Annotated in this window: 14 protein-coding genes; 5 read left to right on the top strand and 9 right to left on the bottom strand. The window is 63.0% G+C overall.

All coding sequences use genetic code 11. The annotated features are described in order from the left end of the window. Positions 1–204: 204 nt before the first annotated feature. Positions 205–1131 carry an AEC family transporter gene (locus tag OCV66_RS03245; RefSeq protein WP_054326530.1) on the top strand — a complete coding sequence of 309 codons (927 nt, stop codon included), beginning with the start codon at positions 205–207 and terminating at the stop codon, positions 1129–1131. Between the two features lie 43 nt (positions 1132–1174). Here the strand turns inward: OCV66_RS03245 and OCV66_RS03250 are convergent, their stop codons facing one another. The 4 genes from OCV66_RS03250 to OCV66_RS03265 all read right to left on the bottom strand — a co-directional run bounded on the left by OCV66_RS03250 (position 1175) and on the right by OCV66_RS03265 (position 6372). After that, a complete protein-coding gene (locus tag OCV66_RS03250) occupies positions 1175–2602 on the bottom strand; it encodes an MATE family efflux transporter (RefSeq protein WP_054326529.1) in 1428 nt (475 codons plus the stop codon). Further along, entirely contained in the window at positions 2583–3068 is a 486-nt protein-coding gene (locus tag OCV66_RS03255) for a MarR family winged helix-turn-helix transcriptional regulator (protein ID WP_242977885.1), read from the bottom strand. Before OCV66_RS03255 ends, OCV66_RS03250 begins: the two co-directional genes overlap by 20 nt. A 134-nt stretch (positions 3069–3202) precedes the next feature. After that, positions 3203–5830 carry a cation-translocating P-type ATPase gene (locus tag OCV66_RS03260; RefSeq protein ID WP_054326527.1) on the bottom strand — a complete coding sequence of 876 codons (2628 nt, stop codon included), beginning with the start codon at positions 5828–5830 and terminating at the stop codon, positions 3203–3205. 359 nt (positions 5831–6189) lie between these two features. Further along, the gene (locus OCV66_RS03265; RefSeq protein ID WP_054326526.1) at positions 6190–6372 is read right to left on the bottom strand and encodes a hypothetical protein; all 183 of its coding nucleotides are present in this window, start codon (positions 6370–6372) and stop codon (positions 6190–6192) included. Between the two features lie 330 nt (positions 6373–6702). Between OCV66_RS03265 and pyrR the strand changes: the two genes are divergently transcribed. The 4 genes from pyrR to carB all read left to right on the top strand — a co-directional run bounded on the left by pyrR (position 6703) and on the right by carB (position 12680). Continuing rightward, positions 6703–7233 carry a bifunctional pyr operon transcriptional regulator/uracil phosphoribosyltransferase PyrR gene (gene pyrR / locus OCV66_RS03270; protein WP_107631405.1) on the top strand — a complete coding sequence of 177 codons (531 nt, stop codon included), beginning with the start codon at positions 6703–6705 and terminating at the stop codon, positions 7231–7233. Positions 7234–7270: 37 nt separating this feature from the next. Beyond that, positions 7271–8188 carry an orotidine-5'-phosphate decarboxylase gene (gene pyrF / locus OCV66_RS03275; RefSeq protein ID WP_107631406.1) on the top strand — a complete coding sequence of 306 codons (918 nt, stop codon included), beginning with the start codon at positions 7271–7273 and terminating at the stop codon, positions 8186–8188. Between the two features lie 212 nt (positions 8189–8400). After that, on the top strand, positions 8401–9495 hold the full coding sequence (locus OCV66_RS03280; protein ID WP_054326524.1) for a carbamoyl phosphate synthase small subunit: 1095 nt from the start codon (positions 8401–8403) through the stop codon (positions 9493–9495). Next, complete coding sequence (carB, locus tag OCV66_RS03285; RefSeq protein ID WP_147573777.1) at positions 9495–12680, top strand: carbamoyl-phosphate synthase large subunit; 3186 nt, start codon at positions 9495–9497, stop codon at positions 12678–12680. The genes OCV66_RS03280 and carB overlap by 1 nt, the downstream gene beginning before the upstream one ends. Here the strand turns inward: carB and OCV66_RS03290 are convergent. From OCV66_RS03290 to OCV66_RS03310, 5 genes are all read right to left on the bottom strand, one after another. After that, entirely contained in the window at positions 12667–12876 is a 210-nt protein-coding gene (locus tag OCV66_RS03290) for a hypothetical protein (protein ID WP_147573778.1), read from the bottom strand. The two genes, carB and OCV66_RS03290, sit on opposite strands and share 14 nt — an antisense overlap. Positions 12877–12955: 79 nt before the next feature. Continuing rightward, positions 12956–14116, bottom strand: a complete 1161-nt coding sequence (locus OCV66_RS03295; RefSeq protein ID WP_054326522.1) for a bifunctional histidine phosphatase family protein/GNAT family N-acetyltransferase — start codon at positions 14114–14116, stop codon at positions 12956–12958. Positions 14117–14119: 3 nt separating this feature from the next. Further along, positions 14120–15028, bottom strand: a complete 909-nt coding sequence (locus tag OCV66_RS03300; protein ID WP_054326521.1) for a dihydroorotate dehydrogenase — start codon at positions 15026–15028, stop codon at positions 14120–14122. Then, the gene (locus OCV66_RS03305) at positions 15028–15795 is read right to left on the bottom strand and encodes a dihydroorotate dehydrogenase electron transfer subunit (RefSeq protein ID WP_054326520.1); all 768 of its coding nucleotides are present in this window, start codon (positions 15793–15795) and stop codon (positions 15028–15030) included. Before OCV66_RS03305 ends, OCV66_RS03300 begins: the two co-directional genes overlap by 1 nt. 102 nt (positions 15796–15897) lie before the next feature. Beyond that, a complete protein-coding gene (locus OCV66_RS03310) occupies positions 15898–17028 on the bottom strand; it encodes an SLC13 family permease (RefSeq protein WP_262563736.1) in 1131 nt (376 codons plus the stop codon). Between the last annotated feature and the right edge of the window lie 87 nt (positions 17029–17115).

The raw sequence follows: 17115 nt of genomic DNA on the forward strand, positions 1-17115 counted from the left end.
GTTCCTTTCCAGCCTTGTTTCGTTCAGATTGCCGCAATAAAAAAAGCCTGCCTGCGTGGGATAACGGGATATCGTATTCTACCATAAAGCGGGGGGGAAAGTAAATCAGCCGCGCCCGCCCTCTTGACAGCAGCTCGTCAACGGCGGTATAACTGAAAGATAAGGGAAAAGCCGTTGTCTGGAAACGGCAGGGGGAATGGGGAAATGGATATGTTCTGGTCGCTTGCTGGGGAAGTCGGGAAGCTGTTCCTGATGATGCTCATCGGCTTTGTGGTTTACCGCCTGGGCATCATCACGGTGGAGGAAAGCAAAATCCTTTCCAAGATGATGCTGTACATCGTGTTGCCAGCGGTCGTGCTGCATTCGTTCATGGTCGAGTTCACGCCGGACAAGACCAGGGGGCTGCTCCTGTCCTATGCGGCGGCGCTGGGCGTCAGCCTGGTGCTGGTGGCCGCCGTCACGCTGCTCAAGCGCCCGCTGCATCTGACGCCGGTGGAGTCGATGTCGGTCATCTATTTCAACACCGGCATCGCCGTGCCGATTGTGGGCGCCGCGATCGGCCAGGAGTGGGTGGTGTATGCCACGGCGATGATCTGCGTGCATACGTTCCTGGTGTGGACGCACTGTAAGTTCACCCTGTCCGGCGAGCGCACCGTAAGCTGGAAAAAGCTGTTCCTCAATCCCAACATGATCTCCATGCTGATTGGCATCGCGCTGTTTACGCTGCAGCTTCCAGTGCCTGCGGTGGTCAGCGGAACGGTGGAGGGAATGGCCGACCTGTTCGGCCCGCTCAGCATGGTCGTGACGGGCATTTTGATCGGCAGCCTGAGCTGGGAAAGGGTGCGGTCGTACCGCAGGCTTCCCCTTGTGGTCGGGCTGCGAATGGTCGCCTGCCCGCTGGCCGCGCTCCTGTTGGTCAAGGCGCTGCATCTGGCGCAGATGGCGCCGGACGGCTCGCTGATCCTGACTGCCGCGCTCTTGTCCGTGGCCACGAATTCAGGCAGTACGATCACTCAGATGGTGCAGGTCTACGGCGGGGACGCGGAGTATTCCAGCGTGATCTGTGCGGTGACGTCGCTCCTGAGCATGGCGGCGCTGCCGCTGTTCGGGCAGATGGTCCGGATACTGTAGGGAAAAGCCGGCAGGCGCCGCGGGTATGCCCGCGGCGCTGATTTTACGCCTCCGCGGGCGGCATCTGCCCGATCTGCTGCCGCAGGCGGCGCATCTCCGGCACGATGAAGAACGCGACGATCGCGGCAGAGGCCGCATCCGCGATGGGGGCGGAATACAGGATGCCGTCCAGGCCGAAGAACAGCGGCAGGATCAGGATGAGCGGGATCAGCAGCAGGAGCTGGCGCAGCATGGACAGCACGGATGCTTTAAGCGGCTGGCCGGTGGCCTGGAAATAGTTGGTGGATACGATCTGGAAGCCTGCGCAGAAGATGCTGAACAGGTAGATGCGCAGACATTTGACCGCAAAATCCGTGAACGCGGCGTTTTCCTTGCCGAAAATGCCCACAATCGTCTCAGGAAACAACTGGCAGAGCAGCCAGCAGAACGCAATCAGACCTGTGGCGAATGTGACCGCAAGCAGATAGGTGCGGCGGATGCGGGCAAAGTTTTTCGCACCCCGATTGAAGCCGAGGATGGGCTGCGCGCCGATCCCCACGCCGATGCCGAACGCGGCCATAATCATGGCGATCTTCATCACGATGCCCATGGCGCTCAGCGCCACGTCGCCGCCGATGGCGCTCTGGTCGCCGTAATGCACCAGGGAATTATTCATCACAACCTGCATGATGCAGCCGACCGACTGCGTGATGCCGGAGGAGACGCCAAGCGCCATCGCGCGGCGCACCAGATACCAGTCCGGCCGGCGGTAGGCGCGGCGCAGGCGCATGTGGCGCGGGTTGCCGCGGCTCGGCCGCAGGAAATACAGGGTCAGTACAACGGCGGAGATGATCTGCGAGGTGATCGTGGCAATCGCCGCGCCCTTGACGCCCCAGTGCAGGACGAATATGTAGATGGGATCGAGGATCGTATTCAGGAAAGCGCCGATCATCATACCGTACATGGACATGCGCGGATGGCCGTCCGTGCGCGCCAGGTTGGACAGCACGACCGAAACCATGTTAAAGGGCGTGCCGAGCAGGATGATCGAGGTGTAGTCGAGCGCGTAAGGCAGGATGGAATCGGTCGCGCCGAACGCGCGCAGCAGGGGGCGCAGGAAGAGCAGGCCGAGGACCATCAGCACGACGCTGAGCAGGATGGAAAAGGAGAACGCGGTGTTGAGCGTACGCTCGGCTTCCTCCTCGTTCTTTTCCCCCAGACGGATGGCCGCGTGCGCGCTGCTGCCCGCGCCGATCAGGGTGGAGAATGCCAGCAGGATGGTCATGACCGGAAAAGCGACCGTTGTCGCGGCGTTGCCCAGATAGCCGACGCCCTGCCCGATGAAGATTTGGTCCACGATGTTGTAAATCGAGTTGATCAGGCAGGAGACGATGGCGGGAAGGGAGAAGGTCACCAGCAGCCGGCCGACCGGCTTGCAGCCGAGCGGGTTCTGGGGAACGGAGGCGTTCGGTTCAGCCCGCAGGGTCTGCATGGGGCAGCTCTCCTTTCCGGCCGGCGATTTCCTTCAGTGTGCTGCAGGAATGTTCCGACATGGCGCGCAGGGCGGCCAGCAGGCGCTCGCGCTCGGCTTCCCCCAGCCCGCTGGTGAGCGACGCGGTCCAGTAATCCCGCACCGTGTACACGCGCTCGACAAGGGCGCGCCCCTTGTCGGTCAGGTGGAGATGGTGGACGCGCTTATCCTGCTCGTCGGGCGTGGCGTAAACATATCCCTCCCCGCCGAGCTTTTGGACTGCGCGCGTCACCGTACCCTTATCAAAGCCGCCGAAACGCGCGAGGTCGAGCAGGCTGACGCCGTCCTGCTCGAAAATACACAGCAGGAAGAATTGCTGCCCGCCGCCGATATTATCCCGCTCCAGCGCCAGGTCGAAATACCGCTGGGTGTTGCGCTGCAGCAGGGATATGTACCGCAGCACAGTGATTGGTTGATGCTTCATCATGTTCATTCCTCAAATAGTTGATTGCGCAATAATTATCGCAGTATTATCGTACACCTTATCGGTTGCGCTGTCAACTATAAGGGGGCTAGAAAAGGGACGCGGGCAGGGGATTACTGTCCGCGTCCCTGCAGGGCTTAACGGGAGGACCGGAGGCTTTTGCAAAGCTGAATTACCAGCGTGGGCAGGAACGCGAGCAGCGCGGCCGCGCCGAGCTGTCCCACGGTGAACGGCGCGACCTGGAACAGTCCCTGCAGGCCGGGGATCAGCAGCACGGCGGCCAGCAGCGCGACACCCGCAGCAAAGGCGCACAGGCTCGCCTTGTTGGTCAGCAGGCCGAGACGGAAGAGCGGCAGACTGCCGCGGCAGTTAAAGCCGTGGAACAGGCGCGCGAGCGTCAGGGTGGCGAACGCGAGCGTCATGGCAAGGCCGTCGCCGCCGGCGCGCAGGCCGATGAAATACGCGGCCATAGCGGCGCAGGCGATGAGCGCACCGTAAAGAAAGATGCGCAGCAGCAGGTCGCGGGTGAGGATCGGTTCCCCAGGGTCGCGGGGCTTCTGGTCCAGCAGATCGCCGGACGCCGGCTCCACGCCGATCGCAATTGCGGGCAGAGAGTCGGTCAGCAGGTTGATGAACAGCAGGTGGACGGGCGCGAACGGCACGGGTAGCGCGAGGATCGAGGTGAAAAGCACGCACAGGATGCCCGCCATGTTGCCCGAGAGCAGGAAATTGATCGCGTTTTTGATGTTGGTGTATACGCTGCGGCCGTTGACGACCGCGCCCACAATCGTGGCGAAATTGTCGTCGGCCAGGATCATGGAGGCCGCGTCCTTGGAAACTTCGGTACCCGTGATGCCCATGGCCACGCCGATGTCGGCGGCCTTGAGGGCGGGCGCGTCGTTGACGCCGTCGCCTGTCATGGAAACAATGCGTCCTTTGCGCTGCCAGGCCTCGACAATGCGGATCTTATGCTCGGGGGAGACGCGCGCGTAGACCGAAACGCGCGCCAGCCGCTCGTCCAGGGCGCTGTCGTCCAGCTCATCCAGCTCAACGCCGGAAAGCGCCTCGTCTCCGTCGCGGAAAATGCCGATCTGCCGCGCGATCGCGGTGGCCGTGACCTTGTGGTCGCCTGTGATCATGATGGTGCGCACGCCGCCGCGCGCCGCGTCCGCGACCGCGCGCACCGCCTCGGGGCGCGGCGGGTCGATCATGGAAACCAGGCCGATAAACGTAAAGCCGTGTTCGTCCGCCAGCGTCAGCCCGCGCACGGCGTCGAGCGTCCGGCTGGCAAACGCCAGCACGCGCAGCCCCTCCTGCGACAGCTCGAGGTTGACCGCCGCGATCCGTGCCTTCCATTCCTCCGTCATGGGAACCGGACCGGCGGAGGTGAGGACATAGTCCGACCGGTCGAGCAGCACGTCGATCGCGCCCTTGGTATATAAGGTGGGTACGCCCTCAATATCGTGCAGCGTGCTCATCAGCTTGCGGTCGGAGTCGAACGCAAGCTCGGCCAGGCGTGGGTGCTGCTTCCGGTAGGCGCTTTCGTCCACGCCGAGGCGGTCGCCGATCATGACCAGTGCGACCTCGGTTGGGTCGCCGATCGCCTCGCCAGTCTGCTCGTCGGTGGTGGCGTCGCTGGCGAGCAGGGCGGCCTTGAGCAGCAGGCGCTGCACGTCGTTGGCAAGGTCGAGGTGCGATTCGTCCAGCAGCATGTCGTCCGCGTAGATCTTCTGCGGGGTCATCTTGTTCTGGGTCAGCGTGCCGGTTTTATCCGAGCAGATCACGGATACCGCGCCCAGCGTTTCCACCGCCTTAAGCTCCTTGATAATGGCGTTCTGCCGGGCCATCTTCTGTGTACCCATGGCCTGAACGATGGTCACGATCGAGCTGAGCGCCTCGGGAATCGCGGCCACGGCCAGCGCGACCGCGAACATCAGCGAATCCAGCACCGCCTGAAAGCCCCAGCTGCCCGCGTGGTACAGCGAAAGCGCGAACACGCCCGCACAGATCGCCAGGATGATGCCGGCCAGACGGCGGCTGAAGTCGTCCAAGCTGCGCTGCAGCGGGGTCTTGCGCTCACGGGTCTGGTTCATCAGGGCGGCGATGCGGCCCAGTTCGGTCTGCATGCCGGTCGCGGTGACGACCATGACCGCGCGGCCATAGGTCGCCAGCGAGCCGGAGAACACCATGTTTTTCTGGTCGCCGAGCGCGACCTTGCCGCCGGCAAGCGGGTCGGCGGTCTTTTCCACGCCCTCGCTTTCGCCGGTCAGCGAGCTTTCGTTGACCTTGAGCGAAAAATTCTCCAGAATGCGCCCGTCCGCGACGATCATATCGCCGGCCTCCACCTCCACGATATCGCCGGGAACGACCTCGGCGGAGGGGACGACCAGCCGCGCGCCGCCGCGTACGACCTTGGCCGAGGGCGAGGACATGGCCTTGAGGCTTTGCAGAGACTTTTCCGCCTTGCAGTGCTGGACCGTGCCGAGCACGGCGTTCAGAAGCAGCACGGCGAAAATGACGATCGTGCTCTCCGCATTGCCGGACAGCATGGAGATCACAGCCGCCGCGAGCAGGATAACGACCAACAGGTCCTTAAACTGGGAGAAAAACACCTGCAGGACGGATTTACCGCGCTCTTCCGCAAGGGTGTTGCGTCCGTACCGCGCAAGGCGCGCGGCGGCCTCGGCGGGGGAAAGGCCGGCGCGGTCGCTGTCCATATCGCTGAGCGCCTGCGCGGCTGTGCGGTCATAGAAAACAGGTTGCATGTAGCCAAAACTCCTTTTTGTCAAAAAAGTGGGGATGCGGCGGGGGATGGGATAGTTTGCCGCCGGCGGCCGGTTTTTATCTGCGGCGGATCCTGACGCAAATAAAAAAGACTTTTGAGTAAGCGCTTCGCGGTGTGGAAGCGCTTACTCAAAAGTCTTGTGACCGGCCGTGCCGGCGTCCGCCGCCAGACCGGAAATCCGGACGGGATGTTGACAGCGGAACTTATCCTACTCCCTTTTGAGGATGTAACCATTATAGGGGAGGCGCGCGCGTTTGTCAAGAGGAGCTTGCTGCCGTGCCCTGTAGGAAAAAGCGGCGGCGGGGGAGAAAGCGCGCTTTCTTCCCCCGCCGCCCCGCCTCAGCCGATCATATGGCCGACGCCCTTCGCCGCCTTGTGCATTGCATGCTCGGCCTTGTTTGCCGCATGCTGAGCGCTCCGGCGTACCGAGGGGTTCATCATCGCGCCCGCCGCGACCATAGAGACGACCGCACCCGCCACCGCGCCGGTCGCAATGCCGGAAATGAAGGGAGATACACGCATAAAAGTCCGCCGCCTTTCATAATTTGATTTGCTTCGGTGCTGCAAGCATAGTATGTCCGGAATGTGCGCAGACTTGCATGTGTGCGGCGGCAACAAAAATTGCATAAAAAAACAAATTTGTTTTGGAGCTTCGACTGTTTACAAAACCCGCGGCATACGATATAATATATCCAACAATCCGCCTTTAAGGCGCGGCCCGTGAGCCGCCAAGGCAGAAAACAGTGCGTACGCTGTCGGCCGCAGAGTGGGGGACAGGTGTAGCTTGGTACGGCTTTCTGCTTGTGGCGCAGGAGGCTGTTTTTTTACCATTTTTTGAGGGGAGGCCGCAGGATGGCCGGGCAGAAGGCCGTAATTATGGACGCGGACGGCGTGCGCCGCGCGCTGACCCGCATTGCGTTTGAGATCATCGAAAAAAACAAGGGCGCGGAGGACCTGCTGCTCGCCGGGGTGAAAACGCGCGGCGTGTTCCTGGCGCAGCGCATCGCCGCCAAGCTCGGCGAGGTGGAGGGCAAGGCGCCGCCTGTACTCGAGCTGGACGTCACCCCCTGGCGGGACGATAAGCCGCGCGCGGACGGGCCGTTGCCGCCGCCCGATCCTCGCATCGGCGGCGCGACCGTGGTGCTGGTGGACGACGTGCTGTACACTGGCCGCACCGTGCGCGCCGCGATCGAGGCCGTGTCGCACTGCGGGCGCGCGGGCCGCATCCAGCTCGCCGTGCTGGTGGACCGCGGCCACCGCGAGCTTCCCATCCGGCCGGACTATATCGGCAAAAACCTGCCCACCGCGCGGGGCGAGCGCGTATGCGTCCGCCTGACCGAGGTGGACGGGGAGGACAACGTTGTGATCCTGGGCAGTGAGTAGAATAACCGCCATGCAGCGATAGAAAGGAAGAACATCTATGTCGATCCAAACATTAGTAGAAAAGATCAAGGAAAAAGGCAACCCCACCGTCGCGGGGCTGGACGCCCGCCTGGAATACATCCCGCAGCATATCGCGGGCCGCAACATGATGCTGCACGGCGAAACGCTGCGCGCAGCGGCGGAGAGCATGGTCGCCTTCAACTGCGGCCTGATTGACGCGCTGTGCGATATTGTACCCGCAGTCAAGCCGCAGGCGGCGTATTACGAGCTTTTAGGCTCGTACGGCGCGATGGCTCTCAAAGAAACCATCGACTACGCGCACGCCAAGGGCATGTACGTCATCGGCGACATCAAGCGCAACGATATCGGCGCGACCGCGACCGCGTATGCCGAGGCCTACCTCGGCAAGACCCGCGTGGGCGACACCGAGATCGCGCCCTACGGCTGCGACAGCGTGACCGTCAACGGATATCTGGGCACGGATGGTGTCGAGCCTTTCCTCAAGGAGTGCCGCGAGCGGGATAAGAGCTTGTTCCTGCTGGTCAAGACCTCCAACCCCTCCTCGGGCGAGCTGCAGAACCGTGATATGGAGGGCAAGCCGCTTTACGCCCGCATGGCTGAGATGGTGGCCAAGTGGGGCGAGGGGTTGGACACCCCTTGCGGCTACAACCAAGTCGGCGCGGTGGTCGGCGCGACCTGGCCGGAGGAGCAGAAGATCATCCGCGGCCTGCTGCCCAGGAGCTATTTCCTAGTGCCGGGTTACGGCGCGCAAGGCGCGACCGCTAAGGACATTGCAAACGCCTTTAACGACGATGGGCTGGGCGCGATCGTCAACTCCTCGCGCGGCATCATGTGCGCGTGGAAAAAGACCGGCAGAAACGGCGAGGACTACAAGGAAGCCGCCCGTGCGGAGGCCATCCGCATGCGGGATGAGATCGTCGCGGCGATTCGATAAAATCTTATAGGGGGTATCCAATACCACCCTATAATATACGGAAGCCGGTTCCGGAGAAAACGGCTTCCGATACCCCAGGACGCGGCCCAAGGCCGCAAGGTCGGGGTGTCAAAAGTCCGGCAGAGCTGGACTTTTGATGACGCAAGCGCGGCTTGCGTCTGGATTGAATGGAAATTCTGTGAATTTCAAAATGGGAGCGTGGAGATACAAGAATGAAAAAAGCGTATTTACTGCTCGCGGATGGCACCCTGTTCGAGGGGTATTCCGTCGGCTACGAGGGACAGAGCATCGGCGAGGTCGTTTTCAACACCGGCATGGCCGGCTATCAGGAGGTGCTGACCGACCCCTCCTACTACGGCCAGGTCGTCACCATGACCTACCCGCTGATCGGCAACTACGGCATCAATTTTGAGGATTACGAGTCCCGCAAGAGCTGGGTCTCGGGCTTTATCATGCGCGAGATCGCGGAGCATCCCTCCAACTGGCGCTGCCGCCTGACGCTGGACGAATACCTCAAGGAGCAGAAGGTCGTCGGCCTGGCGGGTATCGACACCCGCCGCTTGACCCGCAAGCTGCGCGGCGAGGGCGTCATGAACGGCGTGATCTACACCGAGGGCTTCGAGCCGGACGAGCAGGCCGTCGCGGCGATGAAGGCTTATGTCGTCAAAGACGCGGTGAGGGCTGTAACCTGTGAGGAAAGCCGCACCTATCCCGCCGAGGGTGAGCAGAAGTACCGCATCGCGCTGTACGACTACGGTGTGAAGTACAATATCGAGCGCGAGCTGCAAAAGCGTGGCTGCGAGGTCGTCACCATTCCGGCGCTCACCCCGCCCGAGGAGGTCGTGGGCAGGTTTGACGGCGTGATGCTCTCCAACGGCCCCGGGGATCCCGCGGAAAACGTTGAGATTATCGCTAACCTGAAAAAGCTTCTGGAAAGCAATATCCCGATCTTCGGCATCTGCCTGGGCCACCAGCTTTTGAGCCTGGCCATCGGCGCAGAGACCTGCAAGCTCAAGTATGGCCACCGCGGCGTCAACCATCCGGTCAAGGACCTGGACGCGGACCGCACCTATATCACCAGCCAAAACCACGGCTACGCGGTTGTGGGCGGAAGCGTCGATCCGGCGGTCGCCCGCGTGCGCTATGTCAACCTTAACGACGGCACGGTCGAGGGCGTGGAGCACGTCGGCCGGCCGGTGTTTACCGTGCAGTACCATCCTGAGGTATGCCCGGGCCCGATGGACACCTCCTATCTGTTTGACAAATTCATCAAAAACATCGAAAAGGCGAAAGGGGGCGCTCAGTAATGCCGCTTCGTAAGGATATTCACAAGGTAATGGTGCTGGGCTCCGGCCCGATCGTCATCGGCCAGGCGGCCGAGTTCGACTACGCGGGCACGCAGGCCTGCCGCGCGCTGCGCGAGGAGGGTCTGGAGGTCGTGCTCGTCAACTCCAACCCCGCGACCATCATGACCGACAAGGCCATGGCGGACAAGGTCTACATCGAGCCCATGACCGTCGAAGCCGTGCAGCAGATCATCAAGAAGGAGCGCCCGGACTCCCTGCTGCCCAACCTCGGCGGCCAGACCGGCCTCAACCTCGCCATGGAACTGTGCGAGAGCGGCTTCCTCGACCAGATGGGGGTCAAGCTGTTGGGCGCCAAGCCGGACACCATCGCCAAGGCGGAGGACCGCCAGATGTTCAAGGACACGATGGAGAAGATCGGTGAGCCGTGCATCGCCTCCAAGGTCGTGCATACGGTGGAGGACGCGGTTGAATTCACCCGCGAGATCGGCCTGCCGGTCATCATCCGTCCGGCGTATACCCTCGGCGGCACGGGCGGCGGCATCGCCTACACCTGGGACGAACTGCGCGAGATCGCCGCGACCGGTATCATGTACTCCCGCGTGGATGAGATCCTGGTCGAGAAGTGCATCACCGGCTGGAAAGAGATCGAATATGAGGTCATGCGCGATGCCAAGGGCAACGCCATCACCATCTGCAACATGGAAAACGTCGATCCGGTGGGCGTACACACGGGCGACTCGGTCGTCGTCGCGCCCAGTCAGACCCTGTGCGACAAGGAATATCAGATGCTGCGCACCTCTGCGCTTAACATCATCACCGAGTTAGGGATAGAGGGCGGCTGCAACGTGCAGTTCGCGCTGCATCCGACCTCGTTCGAGTACGCGGTCATCGAGGTCAACCCCCGCGTATCGCGCTCGTCCGCGCTGGCCTCCAAGGCCACCGGCTACCCGATCGCCAAGGTGACGGCCAAGATTGCGGTCGGCTACGGCCTGGACGAGATCGAGAACGCCGTGACTAAAAAAACCAAGGCCTGTTTCGAGCCGACCATCGACTACTGCGTGGTTAAGTTCCCGCGCTGGCCGTTCGACAAGTTCGTGTATGCGGACAATACGCTTGGCACCCAGATGAAGGCCACCGGCGAGGTCATGGCCATCGACAACAGCTTTGAGGGCGCGCTGATGAAGGCCGTGCGCGGCTGCGAGATCAAGCTGGACAGCATGATCGTCCCGCGCATCCGGCAACAGACCGACGCGGAGGTCAAAAAGGGCGTGGCCCGCACGGACGACCAGCGCCTGTTCCACATCTGCGAGGCGCTGCGCCGCGGCATCATGACCATTGAGGAGATCCACGAGGTCACCACGATGGACACCTTCTTCCTGCACAAGTTCCAGAACATCATCGACACCGAAAAGGCGCTCGCTACGGCGGACGCGGTCGACGCGGCGCTGTACCTGCGCGCCAAGAAGATGGGCTTCCTCGACAAGACGATTGAGCAGCTTTCCGGCAAGGATATTTCCGCGGTAAAGCGCCTGCCGGTCTATAAGATGGTGGACACCTGCGCGGCCGAGTTCGAGGCCGAAACCCCGTACTACTACTCCACCTACGACGAGGAGAGCGAGGTCAAGCCCGCCACCGGCAAGAAAAAGGTGCTGGTGCTCGGCTCCGGCCCCATCCGTATCGGCCAGGGCATCGAGTTCGACTACTGCTCGGTACACGCGGTCTGGGCGCTGCAAAAGCTCGGCTGTGAAACCGTTATCATCAATAACAATCCGGAAACCGTGTCCACCGACTTCGACACGGCCGACCGCCTGTATTTCGAGCCGCTCACGCCCGAGGACGTGACCGGCGTGGCCGCGGCCGAGAAGCCGGACTTTGCCATCGTGCAGTTCGGCGGGCAGACCGCCATCAATCTGGCCGCGCATATCGAAAAGCTGGGCATCCCGATCCTCGGCACACCCGCATGGAGCATCGACGCAGCCGAGGACCGCGAGAAGTTCGACGTGATCCTGGAGAAGTGCGGCATCCCGCGTCCGGCGGGTCATACGGTCATGACCGAGGAGGAGGCTGTCAAGGCGGCGGACGAGCTGGGTTATCCGGTGCTCGTGCGCCCGTCCTACGTTCTCGGCGGTCAGGGCATGGAGATCGCCTACAAGGAGGAGGACGTGCGCGAGTTTATGCAGGTTATCTCCCGCAACAAGGTCGAGAATCCGGTGCTGGTCGATAAATACATGATGGGCCGCGAGATCGAGGTGGACGCCATCTGCGACGGCGACGACATCCTCATCCCAGGCATCATGGAGCACTTTGAGCGCGCGGGTGTACACTCGGGCGACTCGATCTCCATTTACCCCTCCATCAACATCGAGCAGAAGCACAAGGACACCATCATCCGCTACACCGAGGCGCTGGCCAAAAACCTGGCCGTACTCGGCCTGGTCAACATCCAGTTCGTGCTGTATAACGATCAGGTTTATGTCATTGAGGTCAACCCGCGCTCCTCGCGCACCGTGCCGTATATCTCCAAAGTCACGGGCGTACCCATGGTCGATCTGGCCACCCGCTGCATGTTCGGGGAAAAGCTGCGCGACATGGGCTGCGGCACCGGCCTGCATCCGGAGAGCGATCACTACGCGGTCAAGGTGCCGGTGTTCTCCTTCCAGAAGCTGCGCGACCTGGACACCCAGCTCGGGCCGGAAATGAAATCCACCGGCGAGGTGCTGGGCGTGTCCACCTCGTTCCGCGAGGCGCTGCTTAAGGGCCTGACCGGCGCGGGCTTCCAGATGAAGAAAAAGGGCGCGGTGCTCATTTCCGTGCGCGATTCGGACAAGCAGGAGGCCATCCGCATCGGCGAGCGGTTCGAGTCCCTCGGCTTTGACATCTACGCCACCAGCGGTACGGCCAACGTCCTCAACCGCCACATGGTCGCGACCAACGCCATCCGCAACGTGGACGAGCCATCCCCCAACATCATCGACCTGATCGAGTCCGGCAAGATCGACTATGTAATCGCCACCTCGGTCAAGGGCCGCCATCCGGAGCTTGGCTCGGTGCATATCCGCCGCACCGCGGTCGAGCGCGCCATCCCCTGCCTGACCTCGATCGACACCGCCTCCGCGCTGCTGCGCTGCCTGGAGGGCGATGTGAAGATCGAAAACTGTGAGATGGTGGATATTAACAAAATCTGAGGCTGTATTGTATAGAAAAAGCACCGGAAACACGCTTTCCGGTGCTTTTTGTCTGGGAAAATGCTTTACAGGGTGGATTCTGAGGCGGCAGGCCTGCGATGCAGGATGTCAACACCAGCAGGACGGCGGCCGCAGCAGTCAGCGCGCCCGTTGCCTTTGCGTCCATATGTGCACCTCCCTTTTGTGCTTCCAGCATAGCAGAAAGCCTGCTCCGCGGCAACCGAGATACAGAAGAAGGGCGCTCTACCAGCGGTAGAATGCCCCTCCAAAGTGTGTCAATCCACGCAGATGCGCTTGAACATACGGTAATGCAGGCCGTTTTCGTCCCGATATTCGCCGTGCTGCTCGAAAGCGAATTTGCGGTAGAAGCCCTGCGCGCGGGCGTTGTGCTCGGCCGCATGCGCGCATAAGTACGTCTTGCCGAGTGCGCGGTATACGCTGATTGCCTGGCCGAGGATCTGCCCGCTCAGGCCGCGGCCGCGATAGCGTTCGTCGATGCAGAAGCCGCCGACCAGCCCTATGTCCGGCTCGTCGTCATACCAGGTCTTGAGGTAGACCAAGGCGGCTTCCTCACCGCTTTCCAGACAGCCGAAGCAGCACGCGCGCGGGCTGACCCGCTGGGCGCGCGCCACGTCCGCCAGCAGCGCGTCCGGATCGAGATTCGCGTCCGTGCCGTAGGCGTTCCGGTGCAGCTCGCGCAGGAAAGCGACGATCTTGCCTGCGTCGCCCGCGTCCATCGGGTCGGCGCGGCGGAACCAGAGCTGCGGCGTTTCCGGCACGCCCTTGTTGTCCTTCCAGCCGATAGCGGCAAAAGTGGAAAGGCGCTCCGGCAGGTGGGAGGCGTCGTTCTCGTACACCACCGCGAGCCGATCCGGCCCGTCGAATTCAAATTTCGCCACGCAGGTGTTGTCGCCCCAGCCGATCTCGCCCATCTGCTCGGGCGTGAAGCTGTGCGCGATGGTCAGCGCGCCGCGGATGGCCGAGCCGTGGGTAACGACCGCGATCGTGCCGCCCTCGTGCTGCCGCACCAGCCCGCGCACCCCGTCCAGCATGCGCTGACCGGCCTGTAGCACGCTTTCGCCGTGCGGCGGGCGCGCGTCCCACGGGCGGGCGCGCCAGACCGCATATTCCTCCGGCCAAATGCGCGGCAGCTCGGCCCAAGGGAGGTCCTCCCAGTCGCCCATGTCGATCTCGCGCAGCACGGGGCGGAGCTCTACGTTCAGCCCGTGTGGCTGGGCGACCGCCTTGGCGGTTGTGCGCGCGCGGAACAGGTCGGAGGCGTACACCGCGTCCAGCGGCACGCCCTCGAAGCGTTTGGCCAGACAGGGGAGCTGCTCGTAGGCGCGCGGGGTGAGCAGGCTGTCATACTGCCCGTGACAGCGGCGGTAGACGTTGCCTTCGGCCTCCGCGTGGCGGATCAGGTAAACCGTGGTCATAGCTCACGCCTCGACCGCGCCGGACAGCTCGCGGACGGATTTCACACCATGCGCGTCCATCCACGCCTCCAACTCCTGAAGCGCCTTGACCGGCGCCAGCGGGTCGGCAAACAGCACCGTACCCATCGCGACCGCGTCCGCGCCCGCGAGCAGCATCTCCACGATATCGCGTCCCGTACGGATACCGCCCATGCCGAGGATCGGCACGTCCACCGCCCGGCGCACCTGGTACACCATGCGCACCGCGACCGGAAATACCGCCGGTCCGGACAGGCCGCCCATCACGCTGGACAGGATGGGCCTTCTGGTTTCGATGTCAATACGCATGCCCAGCAGGGTGTTGATGAGCGAAAGCGCGTCCGCGCCCGCGGCCACCGCCGCGCGCGCGATCTCGGTGATATCGGTCACGTTCGGGCTGAGCTTGACGATCAGCGGCTTTTTCGCCTTGCGCTTCGCCGCGGAGACGACCTCCTCGACCATCGCGGGCTGGGTGCCGAACGCCATGCCGCCGCACTTGACGTTCGGGCAGGAGATATTCATTTCGATCAGGTCCACGTCCGCGTCCGAGATCTTTTCCACCATGCCCTCGTATTCCTCGACTGTGCTGCCGGACACGTTGGCGATGATAGCGGTGTCATACCGCCGCAGGAACGGGATCTGCTCCGCGATGAAGCGGTCGATGCCCGGGTTCTGCAGGCCCACGCAGTTCAAAATGCCCGATGGGGTTTCCGCGATGCGGGGCGCGGGGTTGCCCAGGCGCTCGGTCGGGGTCAGGCCCTTGACGCCGATACCACCAAGCGTGGACAGGTCGAAAAATTCGCCGTACTCGTGCCCGAAGCCAAACGTGCCGGACGCGGTCGTGAGCGGGTTTTTCAGCTCCACGCCGCAGAAATTGACTCTCAGATCCGCCATTACCACGCGACCTCCTTTGCGTCGAACACCGGCCCGTCCTTGCAGACGTGGCCGTATCGGGTTTCACCGTTTTCCGCCTTGAGCGCGCACGCGCATACCAAGCACGCGCCGATGCCGCAGCCCATGCGCTCCTCCATCGAGACCTGGCAGGGCAGGCCTGCGTCCTCTGCGAGCGCGGCGATGGCCTTCAGCATGGGCTTGGGGCCGCAGGCGGCCACACCGGTCGCGCCCGCGAGCAGCTCTTTCAATACGTCGGTCACAAAGCCGTGGCGGGCATAGGAGCCGTCGTCGGTCGTGACAAAGGTTTCGCAGACGGCCTGGAAATCTGCCTCAAGGATGACCGCGCCCCGATTGCGGAAGCCCAGCACCGCGCGCGGCTGTGCGCCCGCGTCCTTTGCGGCTTTCGCGGTCTGCAGCATGGGCGGCACGCCGATGCCGCCGCCGATCAGCACCGGCTTTGCGCCGAGCGCGGCCACGCCGAACCCGTGGCCGAGCGGGCCGAGTACGTCCAGCACATCGCCGGCCTGCCGCGCGGCGAGCCACTTCGTTCCCTCGCCCTTAGTCTGGAACACGACGCGCAGCGCATCGCCCTGCCAGCCGCAGATCGAGATCGGTCGGCGCAGCAGGTTGCCCTCGCCGCACGCGATATGCACGAACTGGCCGCACTGTGCCTGTGCGCAGATGGCGGGCGCGTGCATCGTGAGGGCATATAACCCCTCGCCCAGCCGCGTATTGGCCACGACCCGGCAGTTTTCCTGTATTGACATAACATATCCCCCTTCTGGTGGTTTTACGCTTCATGTTCCTATTGTACAGGAAAAACGCGGAAAAGGAAAGACAATGCGGGAACTTTCCCGCGCGCGCCGTTTTCATCCGGTCAGGCCGAGCAGGACGGCAAGGAGGGAGAGCAGCGCCAGTCCGGCGAGGTTGGCGGCGGCGAACACGGCCAGAAAGCGCGGCAGCGAGGCGCCCTCGGCGCGTAAGTACAGCTTGAGCGAGATCAGGCTGGCAAGCGAGGCGATCGGCGTACCCAGCCCGCCGACGTTCACGCCCGCCAGCAGGGCCTGCCAGTTGCCCGTAAAGCCGGAGAGCAGTACGGCGGCGGGTACGTTGCTGATTACCTGGCTGGCGGCGAGCGAGGTCCAGTAGGAGCTGCGCCCCATCAGCAGCTCGAGCGCGCCGCGCACAGGCTCGATGCGGCCCATGTTGCCCGCGAAGATGAAAAAGCACACGAACGTCGCGAGCAGCGCGTAATCCACTTGGGCGAACAGCCCGCGCGCAAACAGCAGCAGGCACAGCAGGACGACGCCGGTCAGGACGCTGTAATGCAGCACATGCACCACGGACAGCAGGCACAGCACGAACAGCAGGCACAGCAGGACGAACAGGCGTGGCTGTGTGATGGACTCGCGGCGCGGGAAAGCGATTTCGATTGTTTCGCCCGGCGTGGCGAGCGCGGCCGCGGACAACGCCAGCAGACTGGCTGCGGCCAGCGGCAGGACGACGGACAGGAACGAGCGGAAAGACAGCGTGTAATACGAGCACAGAAACAGGTTCTGCGGGTTTCCGACCGGTGTCGCCATGCTGCCCAGGTTCGCCGCGAGCGTTTGCAGCACCACCACGCGGACGAGCGCCTCCGTCCTGCTGATGCGGCCGAGTACCAGCACGGTGAACGGGACGAAAGTGAGCAGCGCCACATCGTTGGTAATCAGCATGGAGCAGAAGAACGGCAGCAGCGTCAGCACAAGGTAGAGCAGGCGAAGCTGCTTCCGGCCGGACAGCAGGCGCTGGGAAAGCACCTGGAACAGGCCGCATTGCTGCAGGCCGGCCACCACCGCCATCAGGCAGAACAGCAGGCACAGCACGCGCAGGTCGATATAGCCGGCATAGCCCGCGTCCGGCGGCACGGCCAGCATGGACAGGGCCGCGCAGAGCAGCGCGATGGACAGCACCGCCTCCCGCCGCAGGAAGGCGCAAAGGCGCGTCGGAAGAGAATGCACAACATTTTCCCTCTTTCTCATTTCTCTGATACAGGTGCGGAATGGATGCAAAAAACGGCAGGTATTGCGTGAGCAATACCTGCCGTT

It is taken from the genome of Agathobaculum ammoniilyticum (genome assembly GCF_025567315.1).
Classification (GTDB): domain Bacteria; phylum Bacillota; class Clostridia; order Oscillospirales; family Butyricicoccaceae; genus Agathobaculum; species Agathobaculum ammoniilyticum.

What these genes read in the sequence shown, in the direction of transcription:
- OCV66_RS03245 (WP_054326530.1), top strand. Translation starts at nt 205, where the DNA reads ATGGATATGTTCTGGTCGCTTGCTGGGGAAGTCGGGAAGCTGTTCCTG.
- OCV66_RS03250 (WP_054326529.1), bottom strand. Translation starts at nt 2,602, where the DNA reads ATGCAGACCCTGCGGGCTGAACCGAACGCCTCCGTTCCCCAGAACCCG.
- OCV66_RS03255 (WP_242977885.1), bottom strand. Translation starts at nt 3,068, where the DNA reads ATGATGAAGCATCAACCAATCACTGTGCTGCGGTACATATCCCTGCTG.
- OCV66_RS03260 (WP_054326527.1), bottom strand. Translation starts at nt 5,830, where the DNA reads ATGCAACCTGTTTTCTATGACCGCACAGCCGCGCAGGCGCTCAGCGAT.
- OCV66_RS03265 (WP_054326526.1), bottom strand. Translation starts at nt 6,372, where the DNA reads ATGCGTGTATCTCCCTTCATTTCCGGCATTGCGACCGGCGCGGTGGCG.
- pyrR (WP_107631405.1), top strand. Translation starts at nt 6,703, where the DNA reads ATGGCCGGGCAGAAGGCCGTAATTATGGACGCGGACGGCGTGCGCCGC.
- pyrF (WP_107631406.1), top strand. Translation starts at nt 7,271, where the DNA reads ATGTCGATCCAAACATTAGTAGAAAAGATCAAGGAAAAAGGCAACCCC.
- OCV66_RS03280 (WP_054326524.1), top strand. Translation starts at nt 8,401, where the DNA reads ATGAAAAAAGCGTATTTACTGCTCGCGGATGGCACCCTGTTCGAGGGG.
- carB (WP_147573777.1), top strand. Translation starts at nt 9,495, where the DNA reads ATGCCGCTTCGTAAGGATATTCACAAGGTAATGGTGCTGGGCTCCGGC.
- OCV66_RS03290 (WP_147573778.1), bottom strand. Translation starts at nt 12,876, where the DNA reads ATGCTGGAAGCACAAAAGGGAGGTGCACATATGGACGCAAAGGCAACG.
- OCV66_RS03295 (WP_054326522.1), bottom strand. Translation starts at nt 14,116, where the DNA reads ATGACCACGGTTTACCTGATCCGCCACGCGGAGGCCGAAGGCAACGTC.
- OCV66_RS03300 (WP_054326521.1), bottom strand. Translation starts at nt 15,028, where the DNA reads ATGGCGGATCTGAGAGTCAATTTCTGCGGCGTGGAGCTGAAAAACCCG.
- OCV66_RS03305 (WP_054326520.1), bottom strand. Translation starts at nt 15,795, where the DNA reads ATGTCAATACAGGAAAACTGCCGGGTCGTGGCCAATACGCGGCTGGGC.